26 protein-coding genes are annotated in these 25,918 nt (G+C 42.4%); 16 read left to right on the top strand and 10 right to left on the bottom strand.

All coding sequences use genetic code 11. The features are described 5' to 3' along the window. Positions 1-323: 323 nt before the first annotated feature. The 9 genes from AB986_RS08265 to AB986_RS08225 all read left to right on the top strand — a co-directional run bounded on the left by AB986_RS08265 (position 324) and on the right by AB986_RS08225 (position 9,897). Positions 324-1,130 (top strand): nicotianamine synthase family protein, encoded by an 807-nt coding sequence (locus AB986_RS08265; RefSeq protein WP_048310379.1) that lies wholly within the window; start codon positions 324-326, stop codon positions 1,128-1,130. Next, complete coding sequence (locus AB986_RS08260; protein WP_048310378.1) at positions 1,127-2,371, top strand: opine metallophore biosynthesis dehydrogenase; 1,245 nt, start codon at positions 1,127-1,129, stop codon at positions 2,369-2,371. The genes AB986_RS08265 and AB986_RS08260 overlap by 4 nt, the downstream gene beginning before the upstream one ends. Next, positions 2,368-3,246, top strand: coding sequence for a DMT family transporter (locus AB986_RS08255; RefSeq protein ID WP_048310377.1), 879 nt, complete (start codon positions 2,368-2,370; stop codon positions 3,244-3,246). Before AB986_RS08260 ends, AB986_RS08255 begins: the two co-directional genes overlap by 4 nt. A gap of 205 nt (positions 3,247-3,451) precedes the next feature. After that, the gene (gene nikA / locus AB986_RS08250) at positions 3,452-4,993 is read left to right on the top strand and encodes a nickel ABC transporter substrate-binding protein (protein WP_048310376.1); all 1,542 of its coding nucleotides are present in this window, start codon (positions 3,452-3,454) and stop codon (positions 4,991-4,993) included. Between the two features lie 76 nt (positions 4,994-5,069). After that, on the top strand, positions 5,070-6,020 hold the full coding sequence (gene nikB / locus AB986_RS08245) for a nickel ABC transporter permease (protein ID WP_048310375.1): 951 nt from the start codon (positions 5,070-5,072) through the stop codon (positions 6,018-6,020). Beyond that, a complete protein-coding gene (nikC, locus tag AB986_RS08240) occupies positions 6,020-6,868 on the top strand; it encodes a nickel transporter permease (protein ID WP_048310374.1) in 849 nt (282 codons plus the stop codon). Before nikB ends, nikC begins: the two co-directional genes overlap by 1 nt. Then, on the top strand, positions 6,865-7,683 hold the full coding sequence (locus tag AB986_RS08235) for an ATP-binding cassette domain-containing protein (RefSeq protein WP_048310373.1): 819 nt from the start codon (positions 6,865-6,867) through the stop codon (positions 7,681-7,683). The genes nikC and AB986_RS08235 overlap by 4 nt, the downstream gene beginning before the upstream one ends. Then, a complete protein-coding gene (locus AB986_RS08230; RefSeq protein WP_048310372.1) occupies positions 7,680-8,453 on the top strand; it encodes an ABC transporter ATP-binding protein in 774 nt (257 codons plus the stop codon). Before AB986_RS08235 ends, AB986_RS08230 begins: the two co-directional genes overlap by 4 nt. A 64-nt stretch (positions 8,454-8,517) precedes the next feature. Continuing rightward, positions 8,518-9,897, top strand: coding sequence for an MATE family efflux transporter (locus tag AB986_RS08225; protein ID WP_048310371.1), 1,380 nt, complete (start codon positions 8,518-8,520; stop codon positions 9,895-9,897). A 67-nt stretch (positions 9,898-9,964) separates the two neighbouring features. Here AB986_RS08225 and AB986_RS08220 read toward each other — a convergent pair whose 3' ends face one another. After that, positions 9,965-10,396: a MarR family winged helix-turn-helix transcriptional regulator gene (locus AB986_RS08220; protein WP_048310370.1), complete on the bottom strand. Its 432-nt coding sequence runs from the start codon at positions 10,394-10,396 to the stop codon at positions 9,965-9,967. A 117-nt stretch (positions 10,397-10,513) separates the two neighbouring features. Here AB986_RS08220 and AB986_RS08215 point away from each other — a divergent pair, with 117 nt between their 5' ends. The 3 genes from AB986_RS08215 to AB986_RS08205 all read left to right on the top strand — a co-directional run bounded on the left by AB986_RS08215 (position 10,514) and on the right by AB986_RS08205 (position 13,044). Next, the gene (locus AB986_RS08215; protein ID WP_048310369.1) at positions 10,514-11,671 is read left to right on the top strand and encodes an MFS transporter; all 1,158 of its coding nucleotides are present in this window, start codon (positions 10,514-10,516) and stop codon (positions 11,669-11,671) included. Positions 11,672-12,038: 367 nt separating this feature from the next. Next, entirely contained in the window at positions 12,039-12,467 is a 429-nt protein-coding gene (locus AB986_RS08210; protein WP_048310368.1) for a DUF4181 domain-containing protein, read from the top strand. Between the two features lie 58 nt (positions 12,468-12,525). Continuing rightward, on the top strand, positions 12,526-13,044 hold the full coding sequence (locus AB986_RS08205; RefSeq protein ID WP_048310367.1) for a hypothetical protein: 519 nt from the start codon (positions 12,526-12,528) through the stop codon (positions 13,042-13,044). A gap of 184 nt (positions 13,045-13,228) precedes the next feature. Here the strand turns inward: AB986_RS08205 and AB986_RS08200 are convergent, their stop codons facing one another. The 5 genes from AB986_RS08200 to AB986_RS08180 all read right to left on the bottom strand — a co-directional run bounded on the left by AB986_RS08200 (position 13,229) and on the right by AB986_RS08180 (position 18,902). Next, positions 13,229-13,489, bottom strand: coding sequence for a GlsB/YeaQ/YmgE family stress response membrane protein (locus AB986_RS08200; RefSeq protein WP_048310366.1), 261 nt, complete (start codon positions 13,487-13,489; stop codon positions 13,229-13,231). Positions 13,490-13,689: 200 nt separating this feature from the next. Next, positions 13,690-16,365: a pyruvate, phosphate dikinase gene (ppdK, locus tag AB986_RS08195; RefSeq protein ID WP_048310365.1), complete on the bottom strand. Its 2,676-nt coding sequence runs from the start codon at positions 16,363-16,365 to the stop codon at positions 13,690-13,692. Continuing rightward, positions 16,365-17,183: a pyruvate, water dikinase regulatory protein gene (locus AB986_RS08190; RefSeq protein ID WP_048310364.1), complete on the bottom strand. Its 819-nt coding sequence runs from the start codon at positions 17,181-17,183 to the stop codon at positions 16,365-16,367. The genes ppdK and AB986_RS08190 overlap by 1 nt, the downstream gene beginning before the upstream one ends. 383 nt (positions 17,184-17,566) lie before the next feature. Then, a complete protein-coding gene (locus AB986_RS08185) occupies positions 17,567-17,938 on the bottom strand; it encodes a hypothetical protein (protein WP_048310363.1) in 372 nt (123 codons plus the stop codon). A 184-nt stretch (positions 17,939-18,122) separates the two neighbouring features. Next, positions 18,123-18,902, bottom strand: coding sequence for a potassium channel family protein (locus tag AB986_RS08180; RefSeq protein WP_084006458.1), 780 nt, complete (start codon positions 18,900-18,902; stop codon positions 18,123-18,125). A 209-nt stretch (positions 18,903-19,111) separates the two neighbouring features. On the opposite strand from AB986_RS08180, the gene AB986_RS08175 reads away from it, so the two are divergent. Further along, positions 19,112-19,366, top strand: coding sequence for a hypothetical protein (locus AB986_RS08175; protein WP_236690323.1), 255 nt, complete (start codon positions 19,112-19,114; stop codon positions 19,364-19,366). Positions 19,367-19,648: 282 nt separating this feature from the next. Beyond that, a complete protein-coding gene (locus tag AB986_RS08170; RefSeq protein WP_048310361.1) occupies positions 19,649-20,434 on the top strand; it encodes an SDR family oxidoreductase in 786 nt (261 codons plus the stop codon). Between the two features lie 114 nt (positions 20,435-20,548). On the opposite strand, the gene AB986_RS08165 is transcribed toward AB986_RS08170, so the two are convergent. Beyond that, positions 20,549-20,899: a winged helix-turn-helix transcriptional regulator gene (locus tag AB986_RS08165; protein ID WP_048310360.1), complete on the bottom strand. Its 351-nt coding sequence runs from the start codon at positions 20,897-20,899 to the stop codon at positions 20,549-20,551. Positions 20,900-21,028: 129 nt separating this feature from the next. Here AB986_RS08165 and AB986_RS08160 point away from each other — a divergent pair, with 129 nt between their 5' ends. Next, positions 21,029-21,577, top strand: coding sequence for an NADPH-dependent FMN reductase (locus AB986_RS08160; protein WP_048310359.1), 549 nt, complete (start codon positions 21,029-21,031; stop codon positions 21,575-21,577). 27 nt (positions 21,578-21,604) lie between these two features. Then, complete coding sequence (locus AB986_RS08155; protein WP_048310358.1) at positions 21,605-21,958, top strand: DoxX family protein; 354 nt, start codon at positions 21,605-21,607, stop codon at positions 21,956-21,958. 331 nt (positions 21,959-22,289) lie between these two features. On the opposite strand, the gene AB986_RS08150 is transcribed toward AB986_RS08155, so the two are convergent. From AB986_RS08150 to AB986_RS08140, 3 genes are read right to left on the bottom strand one after another with little or no spacing between them, the layout of a single operon-like run. Beyond that, positions 22,290-22,697 carry a GtrA family protein gene (locus AB986_RS08150; RefSeq protein WP_048310357.1) on the bottom strand — a complete coding sequence of 136 codons (408 nt, stop codon included), beginning with the start codon at positions 22,695-22,697 and terminating at the stop codon, positions 22,290-22,292. Continuing rightward, positions 22,675-23,658: a glycosyltransferase family 2 protein gene (locus AB986_RS08145; protein ID WP_048310356.1), complete on the bottom strand. Its 984-nt coding sequence runs from the start codon at positions 23,656-23,658 to the stop codon at positions 22,675-22,677. Before AB986_RS08145 ends, AB986_RS08150 begins: the two co-directional genes overlap by 23 nt. Continuing rightward, on the bottom strand, positions 23,648-25,756 hold the full coding sequence (locus tag AB986_RS08140; RefSeq protein WP_048310355.1) for a glycosyltransferase family 39 protein: 2,109 nt from the start codon (positions 25,754-25,756) through the stop codon (positions 23,648-23,650). Before AB986_RS08140 ends, AB986_RS08145 begins: the two co-directional genes overlap by 11 nt. Positions 25,757-25,918: the final 162 nt, after the last annotated feature.

Here is a 25,918-nt window from a genome sequence, read left to right as displayed (position 1 = left end):
CGCTTTTGATGCATCATTTAGAGAGAAACTGAAAAGAAGTGCTGATGAATTGAATCATCAGCACTTCTTTTTAGGTAATTAGTCCAGGTCATAACATTTTGCAATAGGGATAAAAATCTTAGAAAGCGTTACTAGATAAAGCATTTTATCGGTTTGAGTGCTCTTTACATAGTTGAAATGGATTCCGGCATCATAAAAGGGTCTATTGAATCATTTGTATGAAATGAAGCAAAAACTGATTTACAGAGCGAAAAGACTTACTTATACTTTACTTTATAAATCGAAATCATTTCGGTTTAAAACTGAGAAGTGAGGTGACTTTTTTGAAAGAAAAATATGAACTCCTTTGCTCGTTAAAAGTGATCGAAGTGGAGATTGCGGAACTCGCTCGATATGCGAAGGAATTCGATGGGTGCTACGATCTTTTGAAGAGCAAATTGGATGATTTATGTGCGTTCATCAATCATGAGGAGAACATTTTGAAATGGGACCAGTGGAGCGCGTTAGAGGAAGTTCAGGAACTTTCAGAGCAGCTTCGTGAAACATCCGTTAACGCTCTATGTGACGTAGAGAAATACCAGTCCATTCGAGCTCAGCAGGCAGGACTCCCAGTTGGACAATACGTGTCGGCTTTGGCGCAGTCTGTCAGAGATGAATACCACAATTTTGGCATACATAGTGAATCAAACGTTCTGTTTATAGGATCAGGAGCCTTTCCGACAACGGCCTTAACGATTGCGAAAGAGACAGGGGCGAATGTGATTTGCTTAGACATCGATCAGGAAGCCATTGAGTTGTCGAAGGTAGTGGCGCGTCAATCTGGTCTCGAAAATCAGATTGCGTTTCTGCATGGGGATATTAACGCTCAACATGATTTTCAAACGATTACTCATGTTTTTATTGCTTCTCTTGTGAAAGATAAACATGAAGTCATCGAGGTTCTTAAGGAGAAGGTGTGGGAAGGGACGAAGGTGATCGTTCGATTTGGAAACGGTTTGAAATCGATTTTTAATTATCCGTTCGATGACATCATCACAGGTAACTGGCTCAAGCGTTCTGTCCCTCATCTGAACAGTGACAGCATTTACGAAACACTCGTACTTGAGAAAGAGAGCAAGGTGTTGATATGAGGGTACAGCATACGTTGATTGTCGGGGCAGGTCCCGCTGCGATACAAACAGCCGTTGCTGTAGCGAAGAGCTGGCAGGGAGAAGTGTCGATTGTAAATCGTAATGGATCTCATTCGAGTGAAGTACAAAATCAGCTTAAGAAATCTGGAAATGTGATTACTGCGATCGCACCTAATCGGCCTTTTCTTTCTGGCGAGGTCAAGATTGCGCATTTTTATGATGAGTTAGCAAGCGTAGACGATCGATTTGACGCGATGGTCGTATGCGTTCCAAGCTACAGCTACCATGACGTTCTTCAGAGTCTTTGTATTGAAAAATTAACACAGCTTCAGACGATTATTTTATTATCACCCGTAGTTGGATCGAACGATCTGGTTAGTCAGTTGGTTCGCGAATCAGGTCGTAGCATTGAGGTGATTAGCTCTTCTACTTATTTTGCTGCTACTAAATTCTTACCTGACAGTGAAATCGTTTCGTTTACGAAGGCGGTGAAAAAGCGGATTTACCTTGCTACAAATAAAGAAAGGGGTCTTCATCTTCACCATGTTGAGAGGTTACTAGAAGAAGCTGGTATTGAGACGGTGGTAAAGGAAAATCCGATTGATGTGGAATGTCGGAACATTACGACGTACGTTCATCCTGCGTTTTTTATCAATCGATTCTCATTGAATGAAATCTTTTCTGAGACTAAATCTCTGAAATCCCTGTACAAACTCTATCCGGAAGGACCCATTACGCAAGATACCATTAGAATTATGGTGAAACTGTGGAAGGAGATTTCCGCTCTCGTCGTGGAGCTAGGGGGAAACCCAATTAATTTACTTCAATTTCTTAATGACGATAACTACCCTGTACACGATGAGTCGCTGTCACGGTCTGATCTAGAGGGGTTCAATGAATTCGAACCTGTTAAGCAAGAGTACTTATTATATATTCGCTATGCTTCCATCTTGATTGATCCCTTTTCAAAACCTGATTCGAATGGAGCATATTTTGATTTCTCAAAAGTACCTTATCCACAAATTTCGAGAACGGCGTCTGGGGAATGGAGCGTACCTAGGATCCCGTTTGAAGACTATATGAATCTAGTGCAGATGCACCGGATGGGCGTCGAAAGAGGGATCAGCATGCCAGAAATCTTCCGATTGATTCAATTGTTCGAGCAGAAAGTTCACGAATGGCAATGCTTGAAAGGTGAGCCGATCAGAGGGATGAGAAGTAAGGAAAGAGAGATATTATGAAAAATGGAGTTATCCTAGCTATTCTATCATCATTGATTTTCAGTATTATGAACGTGCTCGTCAAAAGCATAAGTGACACCGTGCCAACTTCAGAGATCGTGTTTTTTAGAAGTTTCATAGGAACGGTTCTCATCTATTTCTTCATGAAGCGAAGCAAGGTTCAATTCTCGAGGAAAGGGATTCCATTTTTGATGTTGCGCGGCCTGTTTGGAGCGCTGTATTTACTAGCGTACTTCTATACCATTTCAAAGATTCCACTCGCTGATGCAAGCATTCTCGCGCATTTGTCACCATTCTTTGCGGTGTTCTTTTCCTATCTGTTCTTAAAAGAACGGGTTTCTAAGCGAGTCATACTGATTTTGCCTCTTGTTCTTGTTGGAGTTGTGTTGTTAACGAAGCCTGGAGCGTACTCAGCATACTCCCTTTTTGCCCTCGTTGGTGTGGCAAGTGCTCTTTTTGCAGGAGCTGCCGCAACGAGCATTCGCTTTCTAAGTAAAGCGCATCATTCATTTGAGATCGTGTTTTATTTTTTGGCGACGGGTACTCTTGTTACCATTCCCTTGATGTGGAACAATTTTGTGCTTCCTTCGCCTACAGAGCTGTCTATTCTAGTCGGAATTGGCGTAGTATCCCTGCTCGGGCAGGTATTCTTAACGAAGGCCTTTACACATGAAAGTGTGGTAGTCGTTGAAATCGCTCGTTATATAGGGATCGTGTTTAACATCCTGTGGGGCTTTCTTTTCTGGGCAGAGGTGCCTAGTCTACTCACTGTAACGGGAGGAGTTCTCATCGTGACCTCATGTATCTTACTATCTCGCAAAAAACAGCCGGTAGGAAGAGCGAAAGTGTCATTTATACCAGTATGGAAAAAGTAGAGGATAATTAGTTATTGACGGGAGGACATCCTCTAAGTATAGTAGTTAATTGTAAATAGTAAAGGTTACGATTTGCAGGCGAGGCTTGTTCATTTAGCATTTCGGGACTTCTCTTGGTTTTAAATCGTAATGATTTTGTTTTAATCGGTTCACTGCATGGTGATGGGAGCTACATAACAATCTAATACTAAAGGAGAAAAGAGTAATGAAAAACAAAAAAACGATAGCGGGGCTGCTACTAGTTCTGCTATTGATCATCACAGGTTGCGCGAATGAGTCAGGGACAGAGGGAGAAGAGAAGGGTGAATCAACCTCAGAAGATAAGTCATTAACAATGTTATACAGCTTTGCCTCAGAAACGATCGATCCGCATCAAGATTTTATGGGCGTGCGTGCTGGAATAGCGGAAACGCTCGTAAAGATCGATGAGAATCTTGAGATTCAGCCATGGCTTGCTGAATCGTGGGAGCAGAAGGACGAAACAACATGGGTCTTTACATTAAGAGATGATGTGACGTTTCATGATGGCTCCACAATGGACGGAGAAGCGGTCAAAGCTTCGTTTGAGCGTGCCATTGAAGTGAATGAAGCTCTAGCTTCCGCTTTGAAGATTGACGAAATAAAAGTAGACGGACAGCAAGTCACCTTTAAGACAACAGAAGAGTACCCTGCTTTCTTATCAGAACTCGTTCACACGAATGCATCGATCATTAAAGCAGATGCTGAGAATATTGGTGAACAGCCGATTGCTACGGGTGCTTTCCAAGTCGAGAATTTCTCCTCTGAAGAAAAAATCCAACTAAAGAAATATCCCGAGTATTGGGATGGAGAGGCCAACTTGGATGATGTAACCATCACATTCAACTCCGATGGAAATGTTCGTGCCCTAGCGCTTCAATCGGGGGAAGCGGATATCGCGTATCACCTGCCTCCAGAATCATTGGAACCGATCGAGAGTAACAATGAACTGCGTGTTGAGTCGGTTGCTAGTTTACGAGTCCATTTCTTCCTCTATAATTCAGCCAAGCCTGAACTTCAGGATGTGAAAGTCCGACAAGCGCTGGATCTGTTAGTGAACAGGGAGGTTGGTGTTGAGGAAATCATGACTGGTCATGCTACAGCTGCGAGCGGACCATTTAATCCGGATTTCAAGTTTGCAAGCGAGGAAGAGCCTGTAGCCTATGATCCTGCGAAGGCGGAGATGCTCTTAAAAGAAGCAGGCTATGAGAAAAATGCGGATGGAAACCTGGAGAAAGACGGAAAGCAACTTGAATTGACTTTAGCAACGTATGAAGGTAGGCCAGAACTTCCAATGATGGCTCAATACTTTCAGTCGGAGGCTGCTAATCTAGGAATCAAGGTGAACGTTGTGACAGTTGAGAACATTGACAGTTACCTGTGGGAGAAGCAAGAAGAATGGGATCTTGTTACCTATTCCAATTTAACGGCACCTCGCGGAGATGGTGGCTATTTCTTTAATGTAGCTTATTTGCCTGACGGTTCTTTAAATCCAGGGCAGATCAACATCCCTGAAGTGAATAACCTAACTCAGGAGCTTAACAAAGAAGCTGATCTTGAAAAACGGAATGAATTGCAGAAACGAGCAGTTGAAATCATTCAAGAAGAGGTTTCGCAATCCTTCATTCTTCATCCTCATATTATTGTAGGGGTGAACCAACGAGTGAAGAATTGGAAGCCGGGATCAGAAGAGTATTATTTGATTACTAATGAAATGGATGTTGAATAGACGAAGAGTGAAAGTATCTTTTGATGCTTTCACTTTTCTCGTGGAACGATCATTTATAGGTTAGAAGGTGAACAATATGAAACAATTTCTACTCATTATCGGATCGAGAATGCTTCAATTGGTTATCATGGTTCTGGTTCTCTCTCTAATCACTTTTCTATTAATGAAGATTACTCCGGGAGATCCGATCAGAACCATGTTGAAGGTAGACGATATGGCTGCAACGAAAGCAGATGAGGAACAGTTAATGCAGGAATACAAATTTGACCGGCCCATTCTTGAACAGTATGGCGAGTGGGTCATTGGTGTTCTTCAACTGGATCTAGGTGAATCTTTGATTTCCAAAAGACCGGTTTTGGACCTGATTCTAGAAAAGCTGCCGGCGACTCTTTCTTTATCCATCGGCGGTTTGGTTGTGCTTTTTATCATAGCCGTGCCGATGGGGATGCTGGGAGCGATTTATGAAGGGCGATGGCCGGATTATCTAAGCAGGTGGACCGCTTTGACGGGGGCTTCGATCCCCAGTTTTTGGCTTGGTCTCATGTTGATTTATGTTTTCTCTTTGCAATTGAATCTTCTGCCTGTGATGGGAAAGGCGACACTCGCTCACTTTATTCTGCCTTCCGTCACACTTGGGGTCGCCATGGCTCCCCTTTATATTAGGCTATTGCGTGAGCGTTTAATCGCTACACTGCAAAGCTCGTACATCGAAGCCGCTAAAGCACGGGGATTAAGGAAGAATCGAATCATTTTCTCTCATGCTTTAAGGGGAAGTCTAATCCCGCTCGTTACGATGTTCGGATTAAGCATTGGTAGCCTTCTCGGCGGTGTAACCGTTATTGAGATCCTCTTCTCGTGGCCTGGAATGGGGGAGTTGATCGTGAACGCAGTGATGGAGCGTGATTACCCTGTGATCCAGGGCTATATTCTGATCATTGGCTTTCTTGTTGTTCTATCCAACCTAGTGGTGGATTTCATGTACATCATCATCAATCCTCAACTAAACAATGGAAAGGAGTCCATGTGATGAAAACAGCCGTTATCCGAACATCGTTGTCACTAGGAAACGTCAATCTAGTCCTCGGCCTTCTGCTCGCCGTCTTCATCATGGTTGTGACGCTGATTGGTGGGGCGCTTGTTCCTCATGATCCTTTTCTAGTCGATATGGGGAATAGACTGCAAGATTCCTCTGCAACCCATTGGCTGGGTACCGATCAGCTTGGTCGGGATATACTTGCTAGAATCGTATATGGCGCCAAACTCACCATTGGACTAGGTACCTTTGCGATCGTTGTCGCCATTCTGATTGGCGTGCCAGTTGGTCTCATCTCCGGGTATATTGGAGGTAAAGTGGATGCCATTCTCATGAGAATCGTAGATGGTATCTTATCGTTTCCTGATTTCATCCTGGCGATTGCGATTGCTGGTATCCTTGGACCAAATCTAACGAACCTACTTATTGCGATCGTTCTTGTTAGATGGATTGTGTACGCGCGCGTCGTCCGCGGACTTGTTCTCACGGAAAAACAGAAGGAATATGTTCTCGTCTCGCAAACAGCGAATTCAAGTTCTTTGAAGACGATTCGCATGCACATCTTGCCCCAAGTGATACCAGATATTATTGTTATGGCAGCCATTGATGTTGGAAAAGTGATTCTTCTCGTGTCTTCCTTTTCCTATATCGGTCTAGGCGCACAACCGCCGATCCCAGAATGGGGAGCTATGCTTAATGACGGCAGAAGTTACTTTCAGGTGAAACCTTTGTTAATGGTTTACCCTGGGATAGCGATCATGCTAACCGTGCTTTGTTTTAACCTTTTAGGAGATGGTCTGAAAAGTCAGTTTGATATTCGAAGAGGGAGGGGCCGGATTTGAGTAACAGTTTACTGACGGTTAACAACTTAACCATTGAAAGCAGGAGCGGCGAACTCTTACTTAAAGGCATCGATATGGAAATTGAGAAAGGGGAAATGGCTGCTTTGATCGGGGAAAGTGGAAGCGGAAAAAGTTTGACCGCGAGAGCGATCCTCGGAATTCTACCTGAAGAGATGACGGTGGAAGGGCAGATTTTGTATAAAGGGCAGGACTTAGTGAAGCTGAGTAGAAACGAGCATTATCAATTACTTGGTAAAGAAATCGGCATCATCTTTCAGGACTACCGTGGAAGCTTTACACCTTATATCAAGATTGGAAAACAACTAATCGAAACGATCCGTACTCATCAATCCATCTCCAAAAAGGCAGCGAAAGAAGCGGCTCTTCTTGCACTGGCAGAAACGGGTTTGGATCCCAAGCGGGTCTATCATAGCTATCCCTTTCAATTGAGCGGAGGCCAAGTGCAGCGTGCAGCCATCTCAATGACCCTAGCGCTAAAACCGAACATTCTCATTTGTGATGAAGTGACGACAGCATTAGATTTGATGAATGGTGAAAAGGTGCTGAAGTATATTGATAAAGCCCGTAAAGAAACGGACTGTGCCGTTTTGATGATTACGCATGATCTTGCACAAGCGTATAAGTGGTCTGACCGAATTCATGTGATGTATGAGGGAGTGATCGTGGAAGATGGGCCCACAGAGCAAATCCGATTCCACCATCAACACCCCTACACGAAAAAGCTTTGTTCCTCGTTATTGTCACTTCCCGAGGAACGACAAGCATCGACGACTGAAGGCGTGTATTCTCTATGAGCATTCTCGTAGTAGACAACCTATCAAAACAGTATTCGAAAAACGTGCACGCTTTGAAACAGTTATCTTTTTCGCTAGAACAAGGTGAGTCTCTTGGAATCGTTGGAGAGAGTGGGAGCGGAAAAAGTACATTAGCCAAAATCTTGATTGGTCTAGAAACCTATCAGGATGGAGGGATCACCTTTCAAGGAAGTCCGATTGCGCCTAAGAAACGTGCTCCCTTAAGAGCGTACCGTAAGAATGTCCAGATGATTTTCCAAGACGCCGCCAGTGCCTTAAACCCTAAGCTTCCCATTTGGAAAAGCCTGCTAGAACAACTTAAGAATTACAAAGAATTCACACCTTCTTTTATTGATGTGGAGGGACTTTCAGATAAAGATATTGCAAGAGAACTTCTAGGCCTAGTTGGTCTTGATAGTAGTCTAGCCGATCGTTACCCAGGCGAACTTAGCGGAGGTCAAAAGCAACGAGTAAGTATCGCAAGAGCAATCAGTCTTGAACCATCACTCCTCATTTGCGATGAACCAACTGCGAGTCTGGATGTGACGGTTCAAGTTCAAATTCTTACTCTCTTAAAAAAACTACAGCAACAATTAAACATAACGATCCTATTTATCTCGCATGACATGAGGGCGGTCACCTTTCTATGTGAGAGGATTATCGTCCTGAAGGAAGGGTCGATGGTTGACCAGTTTGAACTAGGTAAGCTTTATGAGCATGAAAGGAATCCTTATACAAAGGCTTTGCTAAACGCTGCATCTCTGGATTGACGTTGTGATTTTCTACTCGTTTGCCGTGAGTTGCTGAGTTTGAAGAATAGTGAAGGAGAATACTATGAAGATAGGATCACCATCGTTAGAAATAAAGAAAGCCTGCAGCCATAAAGAATACCTTCTATTAGCCCTCCCGCTCGTCATTTCAGGGATCTCAACTCCGCTGCTCGGCGCAGTTGACACGGCAGTTGTCGGACGTATGCCCGATCCGGTCTCCATTGGGGGAGTGGCGATTGGTGCAGTTATCTTTAACACGATGTACTGGCTGCTAGGATTCTTAAGGGTTAGCACTAGCGGCTTTACATCGCAGGCAGAAGGGCTTAAGGATCAGAAGGAGATGCTGTTAACTTTTTTCAGACCGATGATCGTTGCCTTTCTGTTCGGTTTGCTTTTTCTCGTTTTGCAGGCGCCAATCTTGCATCTCTCATTAATGATGATGGGAGGAAGTGAAGCCGTTTCAGAAATTGCTGCATCTTACTTTTCCATTCGGATTTATGGAGCACCCTTCATTCTGGCAAGCTATGTGATGATCGGCTGGCTCATCGGAATGGGGAAAGTCCGGCTGGCACTCGCCACCCAGGTGCTAATGAATGTTCTCAATATTATTCTGGACGTTGTCTTTGTGCTCGGATTTGGAATGGGCGTCACTGGTGTAGCTACCGCAACACTGATCTCTGAAGTAACCGCCGTCATGTTTGGCGCAATCGTCATCTATCGCTCAATCAAACCAGGACTTAAGGAAATTCGGTGGAGAATGCTGTCTGAGCTTGAACCGCTTCAAAAGATGTTCAAAGTGAACAGAGACTTGTTTCTCCGCACAATATGCCTCCTGACCATGACAATCATCTTCACTTCCAAAGGAGCGAGTTTGGGCGAAGTGATCCTCGCGGGCAATGCCATCCTTTTGCAAATTCATTATATAATGGCTTATTTGCTCGGAGGGTTTGCGAATGCTTCAAGTATCCTCGTCGGAAGGTCGATCGGAAGTAAGAATCGTCCACTCTACACCCGTGCGTTTCACTTATCAGCACTATGGGGAGTGGGATCTGCTGTCTTTCTCTCCCTCCTGATGGTGTTATGGGGCGAGGAAATCGTGAGTCTCTTTACGACAATCGGCGAAGTGCAGACGGCCGCATATGACCAGCTCATTTGGATCGTCATCTTCCCCATACTCGGTTTTTGGGGGCTACAGCTTGAAGGACTATTCTCAGGGGCCACCCAAGCGGCACCAGTTCGAGACTCAATTCTTCTTGCCCTGCTTCTGTTTCTGCCGACAATCTGGCTGACGGTTCCGATCTTAGGGAATAGGGGAATTTGGTTAAGCTTTGTTCTGTTCAGTTTCGGTCGGTCATTATTTTTATCGCTGTATATACCAAAGTTAGGGAGAATGAGTTTTGAGGACAAAGTAGAAGAATTCTCACCCCGGAAGCTATCATCCTGAATCGATCATGAGGTAGAAGGATTCAATCACAAAAAACCACCGTCCTGGTGGTTTTTTGTGTGTGGTGCTATTCCTTCACAATATTGCTCTTCACTTGTGAGAGCATTCTAGCAAGCTGCTTAGTTTCTGCTTCACTTAAATGTTCGGTTAGCTGCTTTTCTAATTCATCTCTTACGTTATAGAGCTGGGACTGTTTTTCTTTGCCGAGATCGGTAAGACAGATGATTTTAGAGCGAGCGTCTCCAGCTGGTGATTCTCGTGTGACTAATCCTTTTTGTATTAAAATATCAATCAGCTTAGAAAGAGAGGAAGCTTTAATGCCGAGGTTATTTTGAATGTGTGATTGATTGACTCGGTCTTCTTCATACAATACAAACATGACATTCATATGAGAGATGCTAAGATCTTCTTTTACTAATCGTTCATTTTGAAGCTGTTTTACTAAATGGGATATTTGCTGAACTTGAAATCCGATGTCGTCATTATGAGATTTATGCATAAGCGTACTACCTCCTGAACTAACTGTATTTTAGCATAAATAGAGAGTGTATTTTAATTAGTTTCCTAACTAATTATATTGTGATAAGATGTTTTTTGTAATGAAGGAGGTAAGAGAATGAATAACTTATCGAAAGTTGGTATCTTTTCTTTAATGCTTGCTGCAAGTTTAACGATCATGGTAGGGAGTGCTATTACACCGGCTCTCATAGAAATATCACAGCATTATGGAGTAGAAGATATGGCCACATGGCTGACAACACTACCAGCACTTGGCGTTGTTCTTTTCGCTCCACTTGCTGGTCGGCTCATTGACCGACTCGGATCATATGTTTCTTTATGCATAGGGTTAGTATTGTATGGGGCGCTAGGGGTCTCTGCTATTTGGTTGTCCGGAACGATACCCGTATTTGCTGATCGGATACTACTAGGTGGAGCAACAGCGATCGTCATGGCTTCTTCTACAGGACTTCTTGCTGAGTTCTTTGTTGGGGAAGAACGTTTGAAGATGATTGCTCTTCAAGGCATGTCGATTGAAGCAGGCGGAATTATCTTTCTAAGTATCGGAGGAGTACTAGGTGGAATAGGGTGGCAGTGGCCATTTATGATTTATTTAATCGCATGGATTGCTCTGTTGTTCATCTTGATTTTTGTGCCGTTCAAGAAATCAATGCATTTGGAAGAGAGCCAAGAAACGAAAGCGAGCACTTCGAAGACTATTTTTCCAGTGTTGCTATCAGCTTTATTAGCGATGACAATGTTTTTTATCGCATTTATCACACTACCATTCTATCTAGCTAATAACTTTGGATTAGGATCCGAAACAACAGGCTATTTCCTAGCGATGATTTCGCTAATAGCCGTCATATCAGCTAGCATTATGCCTAAAATGGTTAAAAGGTTTTCTGATTATCAAACGCTACTCACCGGATTTTCTCTGTTTACACTTGGTTTCATTCTATTAACCTTAGGTCAGAGTTTCTTGATCGTCGCTATAATTGCGGGAATTGTTATAGGATTTGGATTTGGTTTCACGATTCCGTTAGCCAATCATATGGTCGTCGAGAAAAGTAATGTTAGCAATCGAGGAAGGAATCTAGCGTATTTCTCTTCGTTTACGTTTCTAGGACAGTTTCTTTCGTCACTCGTTGAAGGAATTTCAACAAACGTTGTTATTATTTATATCATTGCCATTTCAATTGGGATTTTGATTATCTTATTCTATTCAATGTGGCTTAGAAAAGGTAACAAACGTCAAACAGTGCAGGCTCACTAAAAATTTTTGAGGGACAAAGGGACAGGTTTCTTGTCCACCTATAAAACAGAAATTAAGAAGCTGGCAGTTGAGTAACACCTACATGCCTCATTACTTTTAGAGCAAAAGAAATTACTATAATTCATTTTCCCTTGGGATATGAATTGATTTGTTCTCATCAGACTGTAAAGGAAGGAGGGGGGTCAGGTTCGGACCTGCCCCCCTATCTCTATGAGAGTTTATCATCAATGTGATAGGCTCTTTTTTATGTGGAAAAATGATTGAGTTGTTTTTAATAGTTTGAAATAATTGGAAACGGGGAAGGTGTTAGTACGATTCTATTGATCATCTTCCTTTGAAATCGTATGAAGGAGGGGAGGATCGGCTTTTGTATGGCATAGGTCCTGATTTTTGGCTAAAGCTAGTCTTATTAATTATCATCCTTATTGTTTTAAACTTTACTTTCAGTGCTGTTATGAGAAGATGGCTCAAGGTTGAGAAGAGGAAATTTTTCTCTTATAACCATTTAAATAAATTACATAGTAAGGTTGATTGGAGTATTAGAATTACGTTTATGGCATTTATTATTATTGGTGCGTTCTACAACGTAACGAGACTCCCGGCAGAATCACTTTGGTATTTGGAAGCATGGTTTGTACTGTTTATATTTCTGATCGATTCAGAAAGTGTTCAAGCTCTTTTTGAATGGAAATACGCGATAAATCGAAGGAATTACATTTATACGCTTAGTCAATTGAGCTTCTATGTAATTGTAGTAATTGCATTATTTTCTACTGGTTTTCTGTGGTTGGGGTGAAATTGATTATGGTAAGGTGAAAGCGAAATAGAGATGTTCAATGGGAAGGTGAGCTCCAATGGAGGAAGGAAATTGGGATTTACAAGAAGTTAAGCGATTAAAAAAGAAGCTTTTAATTCAAAATAATCTAGGGATGCTATTGGTATTCGCTTTGTTGTGGTTCTTTGTAGAAGTTACAGCAGTTTCAACTACAATCATTTTGGGTGTGTTGTGTGCCATCTTATGGCTCCTTGTAGCGAATATGTTGTTTACACTACTGACAGGAAAGGTCATAGGTACAAGAGCTATGCAGCGAGTGCAGACCTTCGAGATCGAGCGTCACGGGAAGAAGCAGTGGAAGATAAAAGCGAGTATAGGGTTACTCATCATTCTGGCTATAACGATTGGTTTGACAGTGATGGTAGTCGTATCAGATATAGGCTCTGTTCCCCTGAACTTTCCTAATGATAGTTTCGCATTTATTGGAGCATGGCTCGGCATGAATTTAGGACAAATTCACCGAATAAGAAAGCTTGGGAGAGAAATTTCACGAGAATCAAGTGAAAAACAAGAACGTGGTTCTAGTGAATCAGTTTGATGACATTACTAAAAGACCAAGTGATCTGTTGATCACCGTCTTTTAATTTGTGCACTATACGCATCGCGGGGACGGCACTCCCGATGGATAATAACGAAAGAAGAAGTGAAAAGGAGCACTAATTATTGTAAATTAGTGCTCCTTTTATTTATGAGATGGAATTACAGAATCGTTGCTGCGATTCTTATTCAGACGAACTTTTACGAACTTTACCAAGAATAAAACTCACAATTAACACTAGTATAATTGACCCTATAATAGCTGGGATAATCGCAAACCCACCAATATCTGGTCCCCAATCGCCTAATATAAGAGTCCCTAACCATGCTCCAATAAATCCTGCAATAATATTTCCGATAATTCCTCCTGGAACATCACGTCCCGTTATTACGCCAGCAAGCCAGCCAATGATACCGCCTATGATTAAACTCCAGATAAATCCCATAGAATAAAACCTCCATATACATTATTTATTCTTGCTATTTGTTGTTTTATCCAAATAGAAGTAATAATATTCATAACTTCACCTCAACTTCTATTCAGGAGATAGTTAAAGATTCTTAGGTATTCTAAGGGTATTAAACAAAACAAAGGGAGCTCTAAATGCTAGAGCTCCCTTCGTAGATTCTAAGTCAATCCTTCGTTTTAGTGATACTGATGTTCTTTCCGCCGATTGCTTTCCTCATAACGAATGGCAGCCTGAGCGGTTGCGAGTCTTGCAGAAGGAACGCGGAAAGGTGAGCAGCTTACGTAATCCAGTCCGAGTTGGAAGCAGAAAGAGATCGATTCTTTCTCACCGCCGTGCTCTCCACATATCCCTGTTTTCAAGGTAGGTTTTGTTTTCCTGCCTAGTTTGACGCCGCTTTCGACTAGTTTACCAACACCATCTTGATCCAATGAAACAAACGGATTTTTCGGTAGGATATCATTATCCACATAATGTTGGAGAAACTTGCCTTCAGCGTCATCTCGACTAAAACCATACGTTGTTTGCGTGAGATCGTTCGTTCCAAAAGAGAAGAAGTCTGCTTCTTCGGCAACTCCATCAGCTGTAAGTGCAGCGCGAGGAGTTTCGATCATCGTTCCAATCAAGTAGTCGAAATCTTGACCTGTTTCTTTTTGAAGCCTATTCCCTACGTTGAGTACCAGCTGACGCATCTCTTTCAGTTCGTTCACGTGACTGACTAGTGGAATCATGATCTCAGGCTTCACACTGATTCCTTTTTCCTTCACGTTAGACATCGCATTAAAGATAGCGATGATTTGCATTTCATAGATTTCAGGGTGAATCATTCCTAATCGACAACCGCGATGTCCTAACATAGGATTTGATTCCTCTAATACCTTTACTTTTCGTAGAAGATTTTGCTTCTCTTGTAATTCGGTTGAGTCTGGATCTGTCAGCTGAAGCTTTGTCACCGCAACAAGAAGTTCTTCTTTGTCTGGTAAAAACTCATGTAGTGGTGGATCTAGTAACCGTACGGTAATGGGATGACCCTGCATTGTTTCAAAAATCCCCTCGAAATCCTCTTGCTGCATAGGCAGGAGTTTCTCAAGAGCATCTTTTCGTTCTTCGGTCGTTTCAGACAGAATCATATTTCTTACTGTAGGAATGCGCGAGGCATCCATAAACATATGCTCTGTGCGACAAAGTCCAATGCCTTTTGCGCCGAAATCCAGTGCTTTCTTTGCATCGATTGGGTTATCCGCATTGGCTCGCACTTCCATCGTTGCTTCTTTGTCGGCCCAGCGAAGCAATAATAGGAAATCATCGGATAGCTCAGGTTCGATCATTGGAATTTCGCCGAGGAAGATGTGACCAGTTGAACCATCGATCGTAATGGTGTCCCCTTCATGAACAGTTGTTGACCCTACACTAAATTGTTTGGAATCCAAGTTAATTTTCAAAGAATCACACCCGCAAATACATGCTTTTCCCATCCCTCTAGCTACAACCGCTGCATGACTCGTCATGCCTCCGCGGCTCGTAACAGTCGCCTCTGAAGCTACGATGCCATGAATATCATCAGGTGTTGTTTCAGGACGAACAAGAATGACTTTTTCTTTATTCTTTGATCGTACTTCTGCTACATCCGCATCAAAGACGACAATCCCTGTGGCGGCACCTGGGGAAGCGGGCAAGCCAGTCGTTAACTGCTTACTCTTATGGTCAGGGTCGAGTCGGTGATGCAGTAGCTGACTGAGCTGATCAGGGTCGACACGTAGTAGAGCCGTTCGCTCGTCCATAATCTCTTCTTTTACCATCTCAACTGCGATTCGAATCGCTGCCTCGGCCGTTCGTTTTCCTGTGCGTGTTTGAAGGATAAACAGTTTCCCGCCTTCTACCGTAAACTCGATGTCCTGCATATCTTTGTAGTGATTTTCTAATAGCTTGCATGTTTCTACAAATTGTTGAAACACATCAGGCATTTCATCTTGAAGGGTGGAGATCGGTTGTGGCGTACGGATTCCTGCAACAACGTCCTCGCCTTGCGCGTTGATTAAGTATTCTCCATAAAGCTTTGATTCTCCGGTCGATGGATTGCGTGTGAAAGCGACTCCTGTACCCGAATCTTCTCCCATATTTCCAAATACCATGCTTTGAATATTAACAGCCGTGCCAAGATGACCAGGTATATCGTGAAGGCGACGATAGAGGATGGCGCGCTGATTGTTCCATGAATCAAACACGGCATCGATCGTTAGGAAAAGCTGTTCCTTTGGATCCTGTGGGAAGGGTTGTTTCGCTTGTTTACTCACGATGGATTTGTATTCTTCTATTATTGCTTTCCAATCTTCGGCTGATAGTTCGGTATCGGATTGGTAGCCCTTGCTTTCCCTGTAATCTTCTAGATGGTGTTCAAAGTGGTAATGGTCAACATCTAGCACAACACTGCTGAACATTTGAATAAATCGACGGTAGGAATCATATGCGAAACGAGGGTTATTCGTTAGCTCAGCCATGCCTTTAACGGTATCATCATTCATTCCAAGGTTAAGAACGGTGTCCATCATGCCTGGCATGGAATGAACGGCTCCTGAACGTACAGATACAAGAAGCGGGTTGATTGGGTTTCCAAATTGTTTGTCCGTTTTGTTTTCAAGTTTCGTTAGGGCTTCTACTACTTGAGATTTGACTTCAGTTGAGAGGGACTTTCCTGCATCGTAATACGCTTTACAAGCATCGGTCGTAATTGTAAAACCGTACGGAACGGGCAACCCAATGCGAGTCATTTCCGCTAAGTTCGCTCCTTTACCACCGAGTAGTTCCTTGCCGCTGTTTTTCGAATGATCAAATAGGAATACAAATTTGTTGTCCATTATAGTAAGCTCTCCCTTTTTTGAATGATGGATAAGATAATATCAGCTGTCTCTTCAATCGCTTTATTTGAAACATCGATGACAGGACATCCGATTCGTTTCATAATGTTTTCAGCGCTTGTCATTTCATCAAAAATTCGTTCAAGTGAGGCATAATTGGCTGAGTTTGTTAGTCCCAGACTTTTCAATCGTTCTTTTCGAATTTCATATAGTTTGTCAGGTGAAATCATCAATCCAATGCATTTTTTCCTTGGAACGTTAAAAAGTTCCGCGGGAGGAGGGACTTCTGGAATAAGCGGGATATTCGCTACCTTGTATTGCTTGTTGGCCAAGTACATCGAGAGAGGCGTCTTCGATGTCCGAGACACCCCAACGAGGACGATGTCTGCATTCTTTAGTCCCCAGACTTCCTGTCCGTCATCGTATTTCACCGCAAACTCAATCGCTTCTACCCGTTTAAAATAGTCTTCATCTAGCTTTCGCATTTGACCTGGTTGACGATGAGGCTGCCGATCAAATTTCTTAGTGAAGGCGTCCAACAGAGGCTGCATTAAATCAACAGCAATCACGTTTTCCGCGTGAGCTCTTTGATCTAGCTCGAGTTTTAATTCCTCTAAGACGATGGTGTAAGCAATGATAGAGTGATTGTACTTCGCCGCAGTAATCACATTGTTAATATCCTGTGAGCTCTTTACAAAAGAAAAGTGCTTAATATCGACTTCTTGTCCGAAAAATTGCGTTGCCACAGCCTTCACTAGTAGTTCAGCTGTTTCTCCGACCGAATCTGATACAACATAAACCGTTTCTTTTTTCGTCACGATCAAACTCCTTCTCTATTAAAATTAAGGGCCATGGGGTGATATGTAGTGACAAAATACCTTAAAATTCAACAATATAACACATTATTCGTTTTTTTGCTTAATATGATGCATTAATTACTTTATAGTATAACATTATTGACGGTTTTGTGTACCTAAAAAGTTGGGAGTTTTTGCGGTTAGCTATAGGAATCAAGGAATAGCGGGGAGGAAGAAAATTCGACAAGTGCCTGTCACTCGCGAACTTGCGATTTCTCCTAATGAGAAGAAGAAGCTAGTTAGCTAGCTTCTTCTCATTTCGTATTAAGGGGGAGGTGTAGGCTGGATAAGATTAGGCAAGAGTTAACTTGTTCTATTAGTTGCTGTTTAATGCTTTTGTTCCGCTAGCAAGTGACGTCTGCAATTAAGTCAGAGTACTTAAGGAGCTCGTTCGTTTGCAAGTTTCCTCCAACGTATTGCTCGTCGTAGGAAGTTAAATAAAAGGAAAGAGTGATATTATTCTTTAGGGTTACTTGTACCCATTGATTTAAACAACCCTGAGCTTGAGCTATTGATTTGATTTCACTTCCCCGACAAGTTAATGCGTTATACACCGTGTGCGGTACATATCCGCTTACTGATGTGAAGCCGATTGAAGTAGGATACACTTGAAATTTTTGTCCGTTTTTAAACGTAATCGTTATCCATTGATTAACGCAGTTCATGAATTGAAAAAGGCTTCGGTCGTTTCCATGATGAAAAGTGTGTATGGTCACTCACCATCCTTCTGGTTTTTCAATATTACTGTATTCCTACTTTTTCGTTTTGTGAGTTTGGGTTGGATTTCCTAAGATTAAGAACCTAAGGAATAACGAAAAAGAGCATCAAATTGAAAGACAATTTGATGCTCGATTCGTTAGGCATTCTCACGTTTTGTACTCCAAAACTGAACTCGTTAGGCTATCCTTTCTTCATCTTCCTAATCTGCCGCACAATCTCCTCGTAATCTTCATCGGTAAGCTCTGGATACTCGTCAATTTTGTTATGAACAAAGGTAAGTTCCGGTGGGAGGACCTTTTTCCGCTTCGTAATCATTGACGCTACAGTACCAGTCACGATACCAATCAATGATATCCCGACAAGCATATAGAAGATCGCTATGATTCGACCAATTCCAGTTACAGGGTACAGGTCACCGTAGCCAACAGTCGTCGTTGTAACGATCACCCACCAGAGCGCGTCGCCATAGTGCTCGAATTCTGGTTCTAACCAGACCATCGGCAAGGAGGCGATGAACATCGATGCGATAAGGAGGATAATGTATCTGTCTACGTTTAATCGACTAAACACTTCATTCAACGATGATTTTCGTTTCTTGATGATCGCTAGTAATCGGAGAACGCGAAAGAGCCGGATCAATCGTGCGGACTGGAAGATTTCCCCGAGTGGGATGATGGCGATTAATTCTAGTACATTGGTTTTAACGAATTCCACTTTATTGTCACTCACAGCAAAACGTGTAACATAATCGATCACTAAGATTCCCCAGATGAACCAGTCTAAGGAGTAGTTGGTGTCGACGATGATGGAATAGACCACTAGCGAAGCAAGTGTGACCTCATAGAGGATATGTAATCTTCCGGCAGTGTTTGAAGTGATGTAGCGTTTGAAATAATCAATCAGAGAGATCACCTCATAAGTCGCATAATATTTGATAGAGAAGTCTGCCCCGTCTACCATAACTAGTATTTAAGTATTTCTATGGATACTGTAGGAAAATCGATATTCTAGCATTAGTTTAACATGAAGTGGTGATCATCTACTTGATTATGAAAGATGATTTTACTTCGTGCGAACAACCGCAGCATCACGAGACTAGTCACATGCCCAAACGCTTGACTCTACAACCACATAGTCTATCGTGTAGGAATGAAAGAGGGGGGCTTTTGTTGTATAACGCATATGGAAGACCCGTGTATCATACCGGTCATGGTGGCTATTATCCTGGGGGTGGGTACCATCATGGGCATGGGACCTATATTCCAGGTTACGGCTATCACCATGGACACGGCACGTATGTACCAGGCTATGGCTACCACCACGGGCAAGGTGGATCTGCTCCTGGATACGGATATCATCACGGTCACAGTGGTTACTATCCGGGGTATGGTTACCATCACGGACACGGAACGGTTTATAGATAGGAATTCAGGAATCATGGGGGAGTACTCATGGTTCTTTTTTTTGTTGAGGGTTAATGAAGGAAGGGGGAATTAATACGCAGATGTATTGAAACTATCGCTGAGCAGGCGATGTTTGAAATAATTGGAAATGGAAAGTGGTAGAAAGCTAAATGAGCATTACTAGTGATTCGATTCAACAATAAGGGACTCCTATCTTTTTTTCTCTCATTTCAGTTTGTTTTGAACAAGGAATGAGCGGGAAGACATGTAACAGGTTATAACGAATGAATTGGAGGAATGACGATGAGTAAAACAATCTTTATGACAGGTGCAGGGAGTGGCCTCGCGCGGGGTGCTTCACTAGGTCTTGCGAAGAAGGGACATAAGATTATTGCAACGACTGAATTAACATCACAGAAAACGGACTTATTGCGTGAAGCACGTGAACAGGATCTTGATATCGAAGTATTCAAGCTGGATATTACAAACGAGCGGGACCGCAAGCAGATCGAGGAGTACGATTTTGATATCTTCGTAGCGAACGCAGCGATTAACGAAGGAGGTCCTCTCGGAGAGGTGCCGATGGATCGGTTCCGTGCTTTGTTTGAGGTGAACGTGTTCGCAACGCTTGAGTCAGCACAGATTGCTGCGCAAAAGTTTGTGAAAAAAGGTAGTGGAAAAATCGTGTTCATGAGCTCGATGGCTGGTATTTCAGCTACTCCGTTCGTAGGTCCATACACGGCTTCTAAGCACGCACTCGAAGGTATTGCTCAAACAATGCATAATGAATTGAAAGAGTTCGGTGTACAGGTCGCGACAATTAATCCAGGTGCGTACGATACAGGTTTCAACAAACGAAGCGCAGAAGAAATGTGGAAGTGGTACGATGAGGTTAAGAACTTTACACCAAGAGAAGAGATCGAGAAGCAGCAGGCTGCGTTAAATGATCTGTTCGATCCGAAAGATATGATCGACAAGATGATTGAAATCATTCCTGCAGACAACCATAAATTCCGCACGGTGTATCCTCAGGAAACAGAAGATCAGTTGAAGAAAACGGAAAAAGCGCGTTGGGAAATGGAGATTTAAGTACATCTTATATAATACAGAAAGACCAGGTAGCTTCGAGTCGAGCTTCTGGTCTTTTTTAGTGATGTGATTTAAATGAATCATATTAGAAAGGTACGTGACACATAGCTCTTTTTAGTTATTTTTCTCCAATTTACTTTCCCCGTATATCTGATCTAAGTGCTCTAAATGTGACAATCCCCAATTATGCATTGAATCCAAAAGTGGCGTTAAGCCTTTTCCATAATCAGTTATTGAATATTCAACCTTTGGTGGTACTTGGGCATAGACTTTACGGTTAATAATATCGTGATACTCTAATTCCCTTAATTGAGTTGTAAGCATTTTCTTTGTGATATCAGGAATTAAACGTTGTAGTTCACTAAAACGTAAAACTTCTTCTTGAAATATGTGAAAAAGGATAACTGGCTTCCACTTTCCAACGAGTATATCTAATGCTGTTTCCACTTTACATTCATGAGGCATTTCGTTTCCTCCTGTAGGTATCTTTTTGTATACTATGGCACATTATTGTGCCTACTTCCTTAAAATAGTCTTTGGTTCTATTATTACTATATAGTTAAATCAAAAACAATTCTAGGAGGTAGACGAAAAATGACAAAAGGAAAATTAAATATAGGTATTATTTTAGGTAGTACTCGTGTAGGGCGAGTTAGCCCTCAAGTAGGAGATTGGGTGAAACAAATTGCTGATAAACGGGCAGATGCCAATTATGAAGTTGTAGATATTGCTGATTACAACCTTCCTTTTTTAGGAACAACAGATGGAACTGATTCTGGAATTGTTGCATGGAATAAAAAAATTTCCCACCTGGACGGATTCGTATTCATCGTTCAAGAATACAATCACAGCATAACAGGTGCCTTGAAAAATGCACTCGATTTAGCTCGTGAACCTTGGAATAACAAAGCAGCCGGTATTGTAAGTTATGGTTCAACAGGAGGTGCTCGTGCAGCTGAACACCTTCGAGGAATATTAGGTGAATTACTTATTGCTGATGTTCGTGTACACCCTACATTATCTTTATTTACTGATTTTGAGAATTACACTACATTTAAACCAGCTGAATTACATTTTACTAACGTAGATGCAATGCTTGACCAAGTTATATCTTGGAGTAGTGCATTAAAAACCTTGAGATAAATTAATAAAGGAGAAGTGTAAGCCATTATGAATATTACATTATGGATTGTACAAATATTACTAGCATTATTATTTTTAATGGTGGGCAGCCAAAAAGTCATGCCTTCAAAGAAAGGAAATGAAGAGATAGATCGTACGGGAAATGCCTCCAATTTGTTTGCTTTTATTGGAATTGTTGAAATCTTAGGAGCAGTAGGTTTAATCTTACCTTGGTTACTTAATATTGTTCCTGTTTTAACACCGCTTGCTGCAGTCGGCTTTTCGATTATCATGGTATTAGCAGCTATTCATCATGCAAAACGAAAAGAAATGAAATCTGTTGTTACCAATATCATTATATTAGCACTAGCAATATTTGTAGTAATTGGACGATTAATTTAATTTAATCTAATCTAACCCCCTCTCGTGGCACTAGCGATGAGGGGATTTTCATGTACAAGTAAGCTTAATAAAAAGATGAAGAACAACCGAGACATTTACTGATACAATGTTCTTAAAGTTTAGGGAATAATGTTCTTCAATGCTTCTGCTGCAAGATCTGCGTTCATATCTTGATTGATTAAGGAAGAATAGGCAACAACTCGATTTCGAGTCTTTAACTAGTGGGAGATTTGATTGAACACACCTACATAGAAAAGAAAGGCTCAGAGACTACTGCCTCTGGCCGTTCTTTGTATGGTTTTCTTGTTACGTGCCCCGGTGGTTTTTTGAGTTATTTCAATTCCTCTCCCTTCGCAAACACCCAGGCACTCACCATTCCATAATTAATGCCCATCCCAAACAGTGTAGCGATCACCTTTCCAAATAAAAGTGGTAGGTTACCCTGCTGCAAACTTAGTTTTAAGACGAGAGTTGAAAGCAGCAGAGTTATGAGATTCACGGTTACAAAGCGGATAAATTCTTTCTTATTGATTCGATCTTTTTGCTCAAATGTCCACGTGCGGTTGAAGAAATAGCTATTCATAACGCCAGCACTATATGACATGATTTGGGCGATATAGTACGTCGCTCCTAGGCTTGAGAGGATAAAGAAGATGATGAAGTCGACCGCTGTATTCATCACACCTGTGACACCAAACTTGATGAACTTTGGTGGGTTACTTAGTGTTAATCGCAACATGGTTGTCACTTCTAATTTGTTCCTTTTTATCTAGCGTTTCGCGAACGATGTATACGGGGCGGTCTTTTGCTTCTTCATAAATACGTCCGATATATTCGCCCATCACTCCTAGGATCATGAGTACAAATCCGAAGAAGAGGAGTTGAATGACGATGAGGGACGCCCATCCTGTAACAGTAGAATCAGTGAATAGTTTCTGGAAGATCACGATCAGCATGTAGATGAATCCTGAAAGTGATAGGAGGACACCTGCATAGGTCGCGGCTTTTAGTGGCTTGTAGGAAAAGGATGTGATGCCGTCTAAAGAGAGCTTCAGCATCTTTTTTAACGGATATTTCGATTCACCATATAGGCGCTCGTCACGTTCGTACTCAACAGCCGTTTGCTTAAAGCCAACCCAGCTAACGAGTCCTCTCACAAAGCGGTTCTTCTCGTTAAGGAGATTCATTTGGTCGCATACTTTTCGATCGATTAGTCGGAAATCTCCTGTATCGAGTGGAATGTCTACGTCTGTTAATCGTCTTAATGTTCGATAGAAAAGTGATGCGGATACTCGCTTGAAAAGCGATTCACCTTTTCGTTTCGTTCGCTTCGCATAGACGACTTCAAAACCTTCTTTCCATTTTTCGATCATGTTGGGAATCAGTTCGGGTGGATCTTGTAAGTCTGCATCGATTACGATGACCGCGTCACCACTGGCATAATCCATGCCGGCGGTAATCGCAATCTGGTGACCAAAGTTTCGGGATAGGTCGATTACTTTAACGCGATTGTCCCAGTCACTATATTCTTTAACAATCTCAAGGCTGCGATCAGAGCTACCATCGTTCACGAATAGAAGCTCATACGGTTCAGCTACTTCATTCATCACTTTCTTCAGTCTTCGGTACGTTTCGACGATCACAGCTTCTTCGTTATACATTGGAATAATAATCGAGTACCTTATGTTTTTATAATTCATTCGAATTTCCTCCTTGTGATGGTGTTAGTTCATAAAGTGTTGCTGATCCACCGCGTTGGTTGAGCCCTTTTTGATCGTTTGATGATGTTGAAAGCCATTCCTCTTCAGGAACTTCCTCTCCGTTCGCAACAATCCATTCGGCGATCTCAGAGTTTCCGCCTCTCATACCTTGCTCGGAAAGTAAGAAGTAGCGAACGTCACCACTTGAGACTAATTCTTGAAATTCTTCCACTGAATACACAGGATCATTGCCAGAGAAGCCTCCCGTTGTAATGACTGACTCATTCTCATCGATCACGTAAGGTGCTGCAACTTGGTAGCTAGAAGTTGCGAATAAATACGTTTCGCCTGTATTTTGTTCTTTTAAGAAAGCTAGTGTTTTATCATCGATCTCGGTATCCACCTCACCAGGGGTTCCCCCGGTATTTTGAGCCTGTGTTGGGGCTCCGATTGACGTGCTCGTCATAGCAGCTACTCCGTCTCTCGTTGTTTGCACTGCAGGACCTGCTTCTGGGAGGGCGCTGTTTCCGCCGTATACAATCGGTGTTGTTGCCCAGTACATTGGTCCGATGAGTAAGGTTAGTAACATGACTACAGTCATGCTTGATGAAAGAAGTAAATTTCTCTGTTTAATAAGAACTAATAAGAGCACTGATGCCATTCCTAGTACAAGGACCGCGATTGACCATCCTGCTCCAATTACATCATCGTAAGGCGAGATAATGTACCACTGGAAAAGTGCGGTTAGTCCAATGGAGAGAGGGAGAAGCCATGATTTCCAGCTGCTTTCATCATTTCGAAAAAGCTCAAAGAGTTGTACTGCACCTGCTCCAAAGATTGCAGCGATTGGTGGTGCTAGCATGATGAGATAGTACTGGTGAAAGAAGCCTGCGATGCTAAAGAAGATTGCGACTGGAATGAGCCATGCTAGCCAGAACATCGTTTCCATCTGCTTCATTGTTAAGTTTCTCAACCTGGAGCCGATCAGTAACCCGATGCTCGAGATGATGACAAACGGTAGAAGCCAGCTTGCTTGCCCGGATAGTTCAGATTGAAAGAGTCGAAGTGGTCCTTCTTCACCTGTTCCGAATCGATTACCTTGAGCCTGCGCCAGATTTCCTTGCTGACCCTGACCTCCAGCTTGCGCTTGATCTCCAGGTGGTCCTTGACCGTTAGGCTGTCCTTGAGCTCCATCTGTGTCTGTTGGCGGAGCTACGCCAGTCCCGTCCTGTCCAGTCTGAGGCGGTCCTTGCTGGGCGGTTCCTTGATCAGGCGCATTTGTTAAGCCTTGTGTAGCGCCACCGCCACCGTTCTCTTCACCTGTTAGTCTCGAAAGACCGTTATAGCCAAATGCTAGTTCCATCACTGAGTTTGTGTCGCTACTGCCGACGTATGGTCTTTGATCTTCTGGAGTTAAATCAACCACCAGTGCCCAGGAAAGTGAGATGGCAAGGAGGACAGCTGTTGCACTTCCTAGGAAACCAATTTTCTTCTTCCAGTTCACATTAGAAGCTAGAAGATAGAAGAGATAGAAAGCCGGGAGAATCATATAGGCTTGAAGCATTTTCATGTTGAAGGCAACCCCAACGATCGCAAATGCACCAATTAAGCTCCAGACACTTTGCTTTTTAATGCTTCTGAATAAAAAATAGGTTGCTAGTAATAGTGTGAAAACAAGCATGCTATCGATGTTGTTCGTTCTACTAACAGCGACTGCGATCGGTGTTGTTGCCATCGCTAATGCGGATAATCGTGCTGCTGTTGTTCCGAAAGATGGTTTGATTAGAAAATAGAGTAGTAGAACCGATCCGACACCTGCGAGTGCCTGTGGTAGAATCACGCTCCACCCATGTAGTCCGAATAGTTCTGCGCTTAGTGTTTGAATCCAAAATGTGACGGGTGGTTTGTCTACGGTTACGGATCCTGCTGAATCTAGGGAAGCAAAAAAGAAATTATGAAAGCTCTGCATCATACTGCCAACGGTCATCGTGTAATACGTGTTCACATATTCATCTTTCCAAATATTAAAGGCATTCAGAAATGCTGATAATAGAACGATCAACATAAGGGGCAAGTCTAGTTTTAATTTTTTCATCATTTTTCACTCCAGTTCGTTTTGCTTAAGTTCGCTTATTTGTATTGTGCACGACCAAGCTGATGTGGACATTAAAACAAGCTGAAAGTTAGCTGAAAGCTGTATTTCTTTTTGTGAGAAATCTTTATAATGAGAAGCAACAACCGAGCGAAAGGTAGGAAGAGG

The sequence above is a fragment of the Guptibacillus hwajinpoensis genome (genome assembly GCF_001039475.1).
In the GTDB taxonomy this organism is placed as follows: domain Bacteria; phylum Bacillota; class Bacilli; order Bacillales; family Guptibacillaceae; genus Guptibacillus; species Guptibacillus hwajinpoensis.
Note: the sequence above shows the minus strand (reverse complement) of the source record. Positions and strands in the feature narration are given on the sequence as shown.

Coding starts and splice junctions, on each gene's coding strand:
- AB986_RS08260 (WP_048310378.1), top strand. CDS start 1,127: ATGAGGGTACAGCATACGTTGATTGTCGGGGCAGGTCCCGCTGCGATA.
- AB986_RS08255 (WP_048310377.1), top strand. CDS start 2,368: ATGAAAAATGGAGTTATCCTAGCTATTCTATCATCATTGATTTTCAGT.
- nikA (WP_048310376.1), top strand. CDS start 3,452: ATGAAAAACAAAAAAACGATAGCGGGGCTGCTACTAGTTCTGCTATTG.
- nikB (WP_048310375.1), top strand. CDS start 5,070: ATGAAACAATTTCTACTCATTATCGGATCGAGAATGCTTCAATTGGTT.
- nikC (WP_048310374.1), top strand. CDS start 6,020: ATGAAAACAGCCGTTATCCGAACATCGTTGTCACTAGGAAACGTCAAT.
- AB986_RS08230 (WP_048310372.1), top strand. CDS start 7,680: ATGAGCATTCTCGTAGTAGACAACCTATCAAAACAGTATTCGAAAAAC.
- AB986_RS08225 (WP_048310371.1), top strand. CDS start 8,518: ATGAAGATAGGATCACCATCGTTAGAAATAAAGAAAGCCTGCAGCCAT.
- AB986_RS08220 (WP_048310370.1), bottom strand. CDS start 10,396: ATGCATAAATCTCATAATGACGACATCGGATTTCAAGTTCAGCAAATA.
- AB986_RS08215 (WP_048310369.1), top strand. CDS start 10,514: ATGAATAACTTATCGAAAGTTGGTATCTTTTCTTTAATGCTTGCTGCA.
- AB986_RS08205 (WP_048310367.1), top strand. CDS start 12,526: ATGGAGGAAGGAAATTGGGATTTACAAGAAGTTAAGCGATTAAAAAAG.
- AB986_RS08200 (WP_048310366.1), bottom strand. CDS start 13,489: ATGGGATTTATCTGGAGTTTAATCATAGGCGGTATCATTGGCTGGCTT.
- ppdK (WP_048310365.1), bottom strand. CDS start 16,365: ATGGACAACAAATTTGTATTCCTATTTGATCATTCGAAAAACAGCGGC.
- AB986_RS08180 (WP_084006458.1), bottom strand. CDS start 18,902: ATGGTAGACGGGGCAGACTTCTCTATCAAATATTATGCGACTTATGAG.
- AB986_RS08170 (WP_048310361.1), top strand. CDS start 19,649: ATGAGTAAAACAATCTTTATGACAGGTGCAGGGAGTGGCCTCGCGCGG.
- AB986_RS08165 (WP_048310360.1), bottom strand. CDS start 20,899: ATGCCTCATGAATGTAAAGTGGAAACAGCATTAGATATACTCGTTGGA.
- AB986_RS08160 (WP_048310359.1), top strand. CDS start 21,029: ATGACAAAAGGAAAATTAAATATAGGTATTATTTTAGGTAGTACTCGT.
- AB986_RS08155 (WP_048310358.1), top strand. CDS start 21,605: ATGAATATTACATTATGGATTGTACAAATATTACTAGCATTATTATTT.
- AB986_RS08150 (WP_048310357.1), bottom strand. CDS start 22,697: ATGTTGCGATTAACACTAAGTAACCCACCAAAGTTCATCAAGTTTGGT.
- AB986_RS08145 (WP_048310356.1), bottom strand. CDS start 23,658: ATGAATTATAAAAACATAAGGTACTCGATTATTATTCCAATGTATAAC.
- AB986_RS08140 (WP_048310355.1), bottom strand. CDS start 25,756: ATGATGAAAAAATTAAAACTAGACTTGCCCCTTATGTTGATCGTTCTA.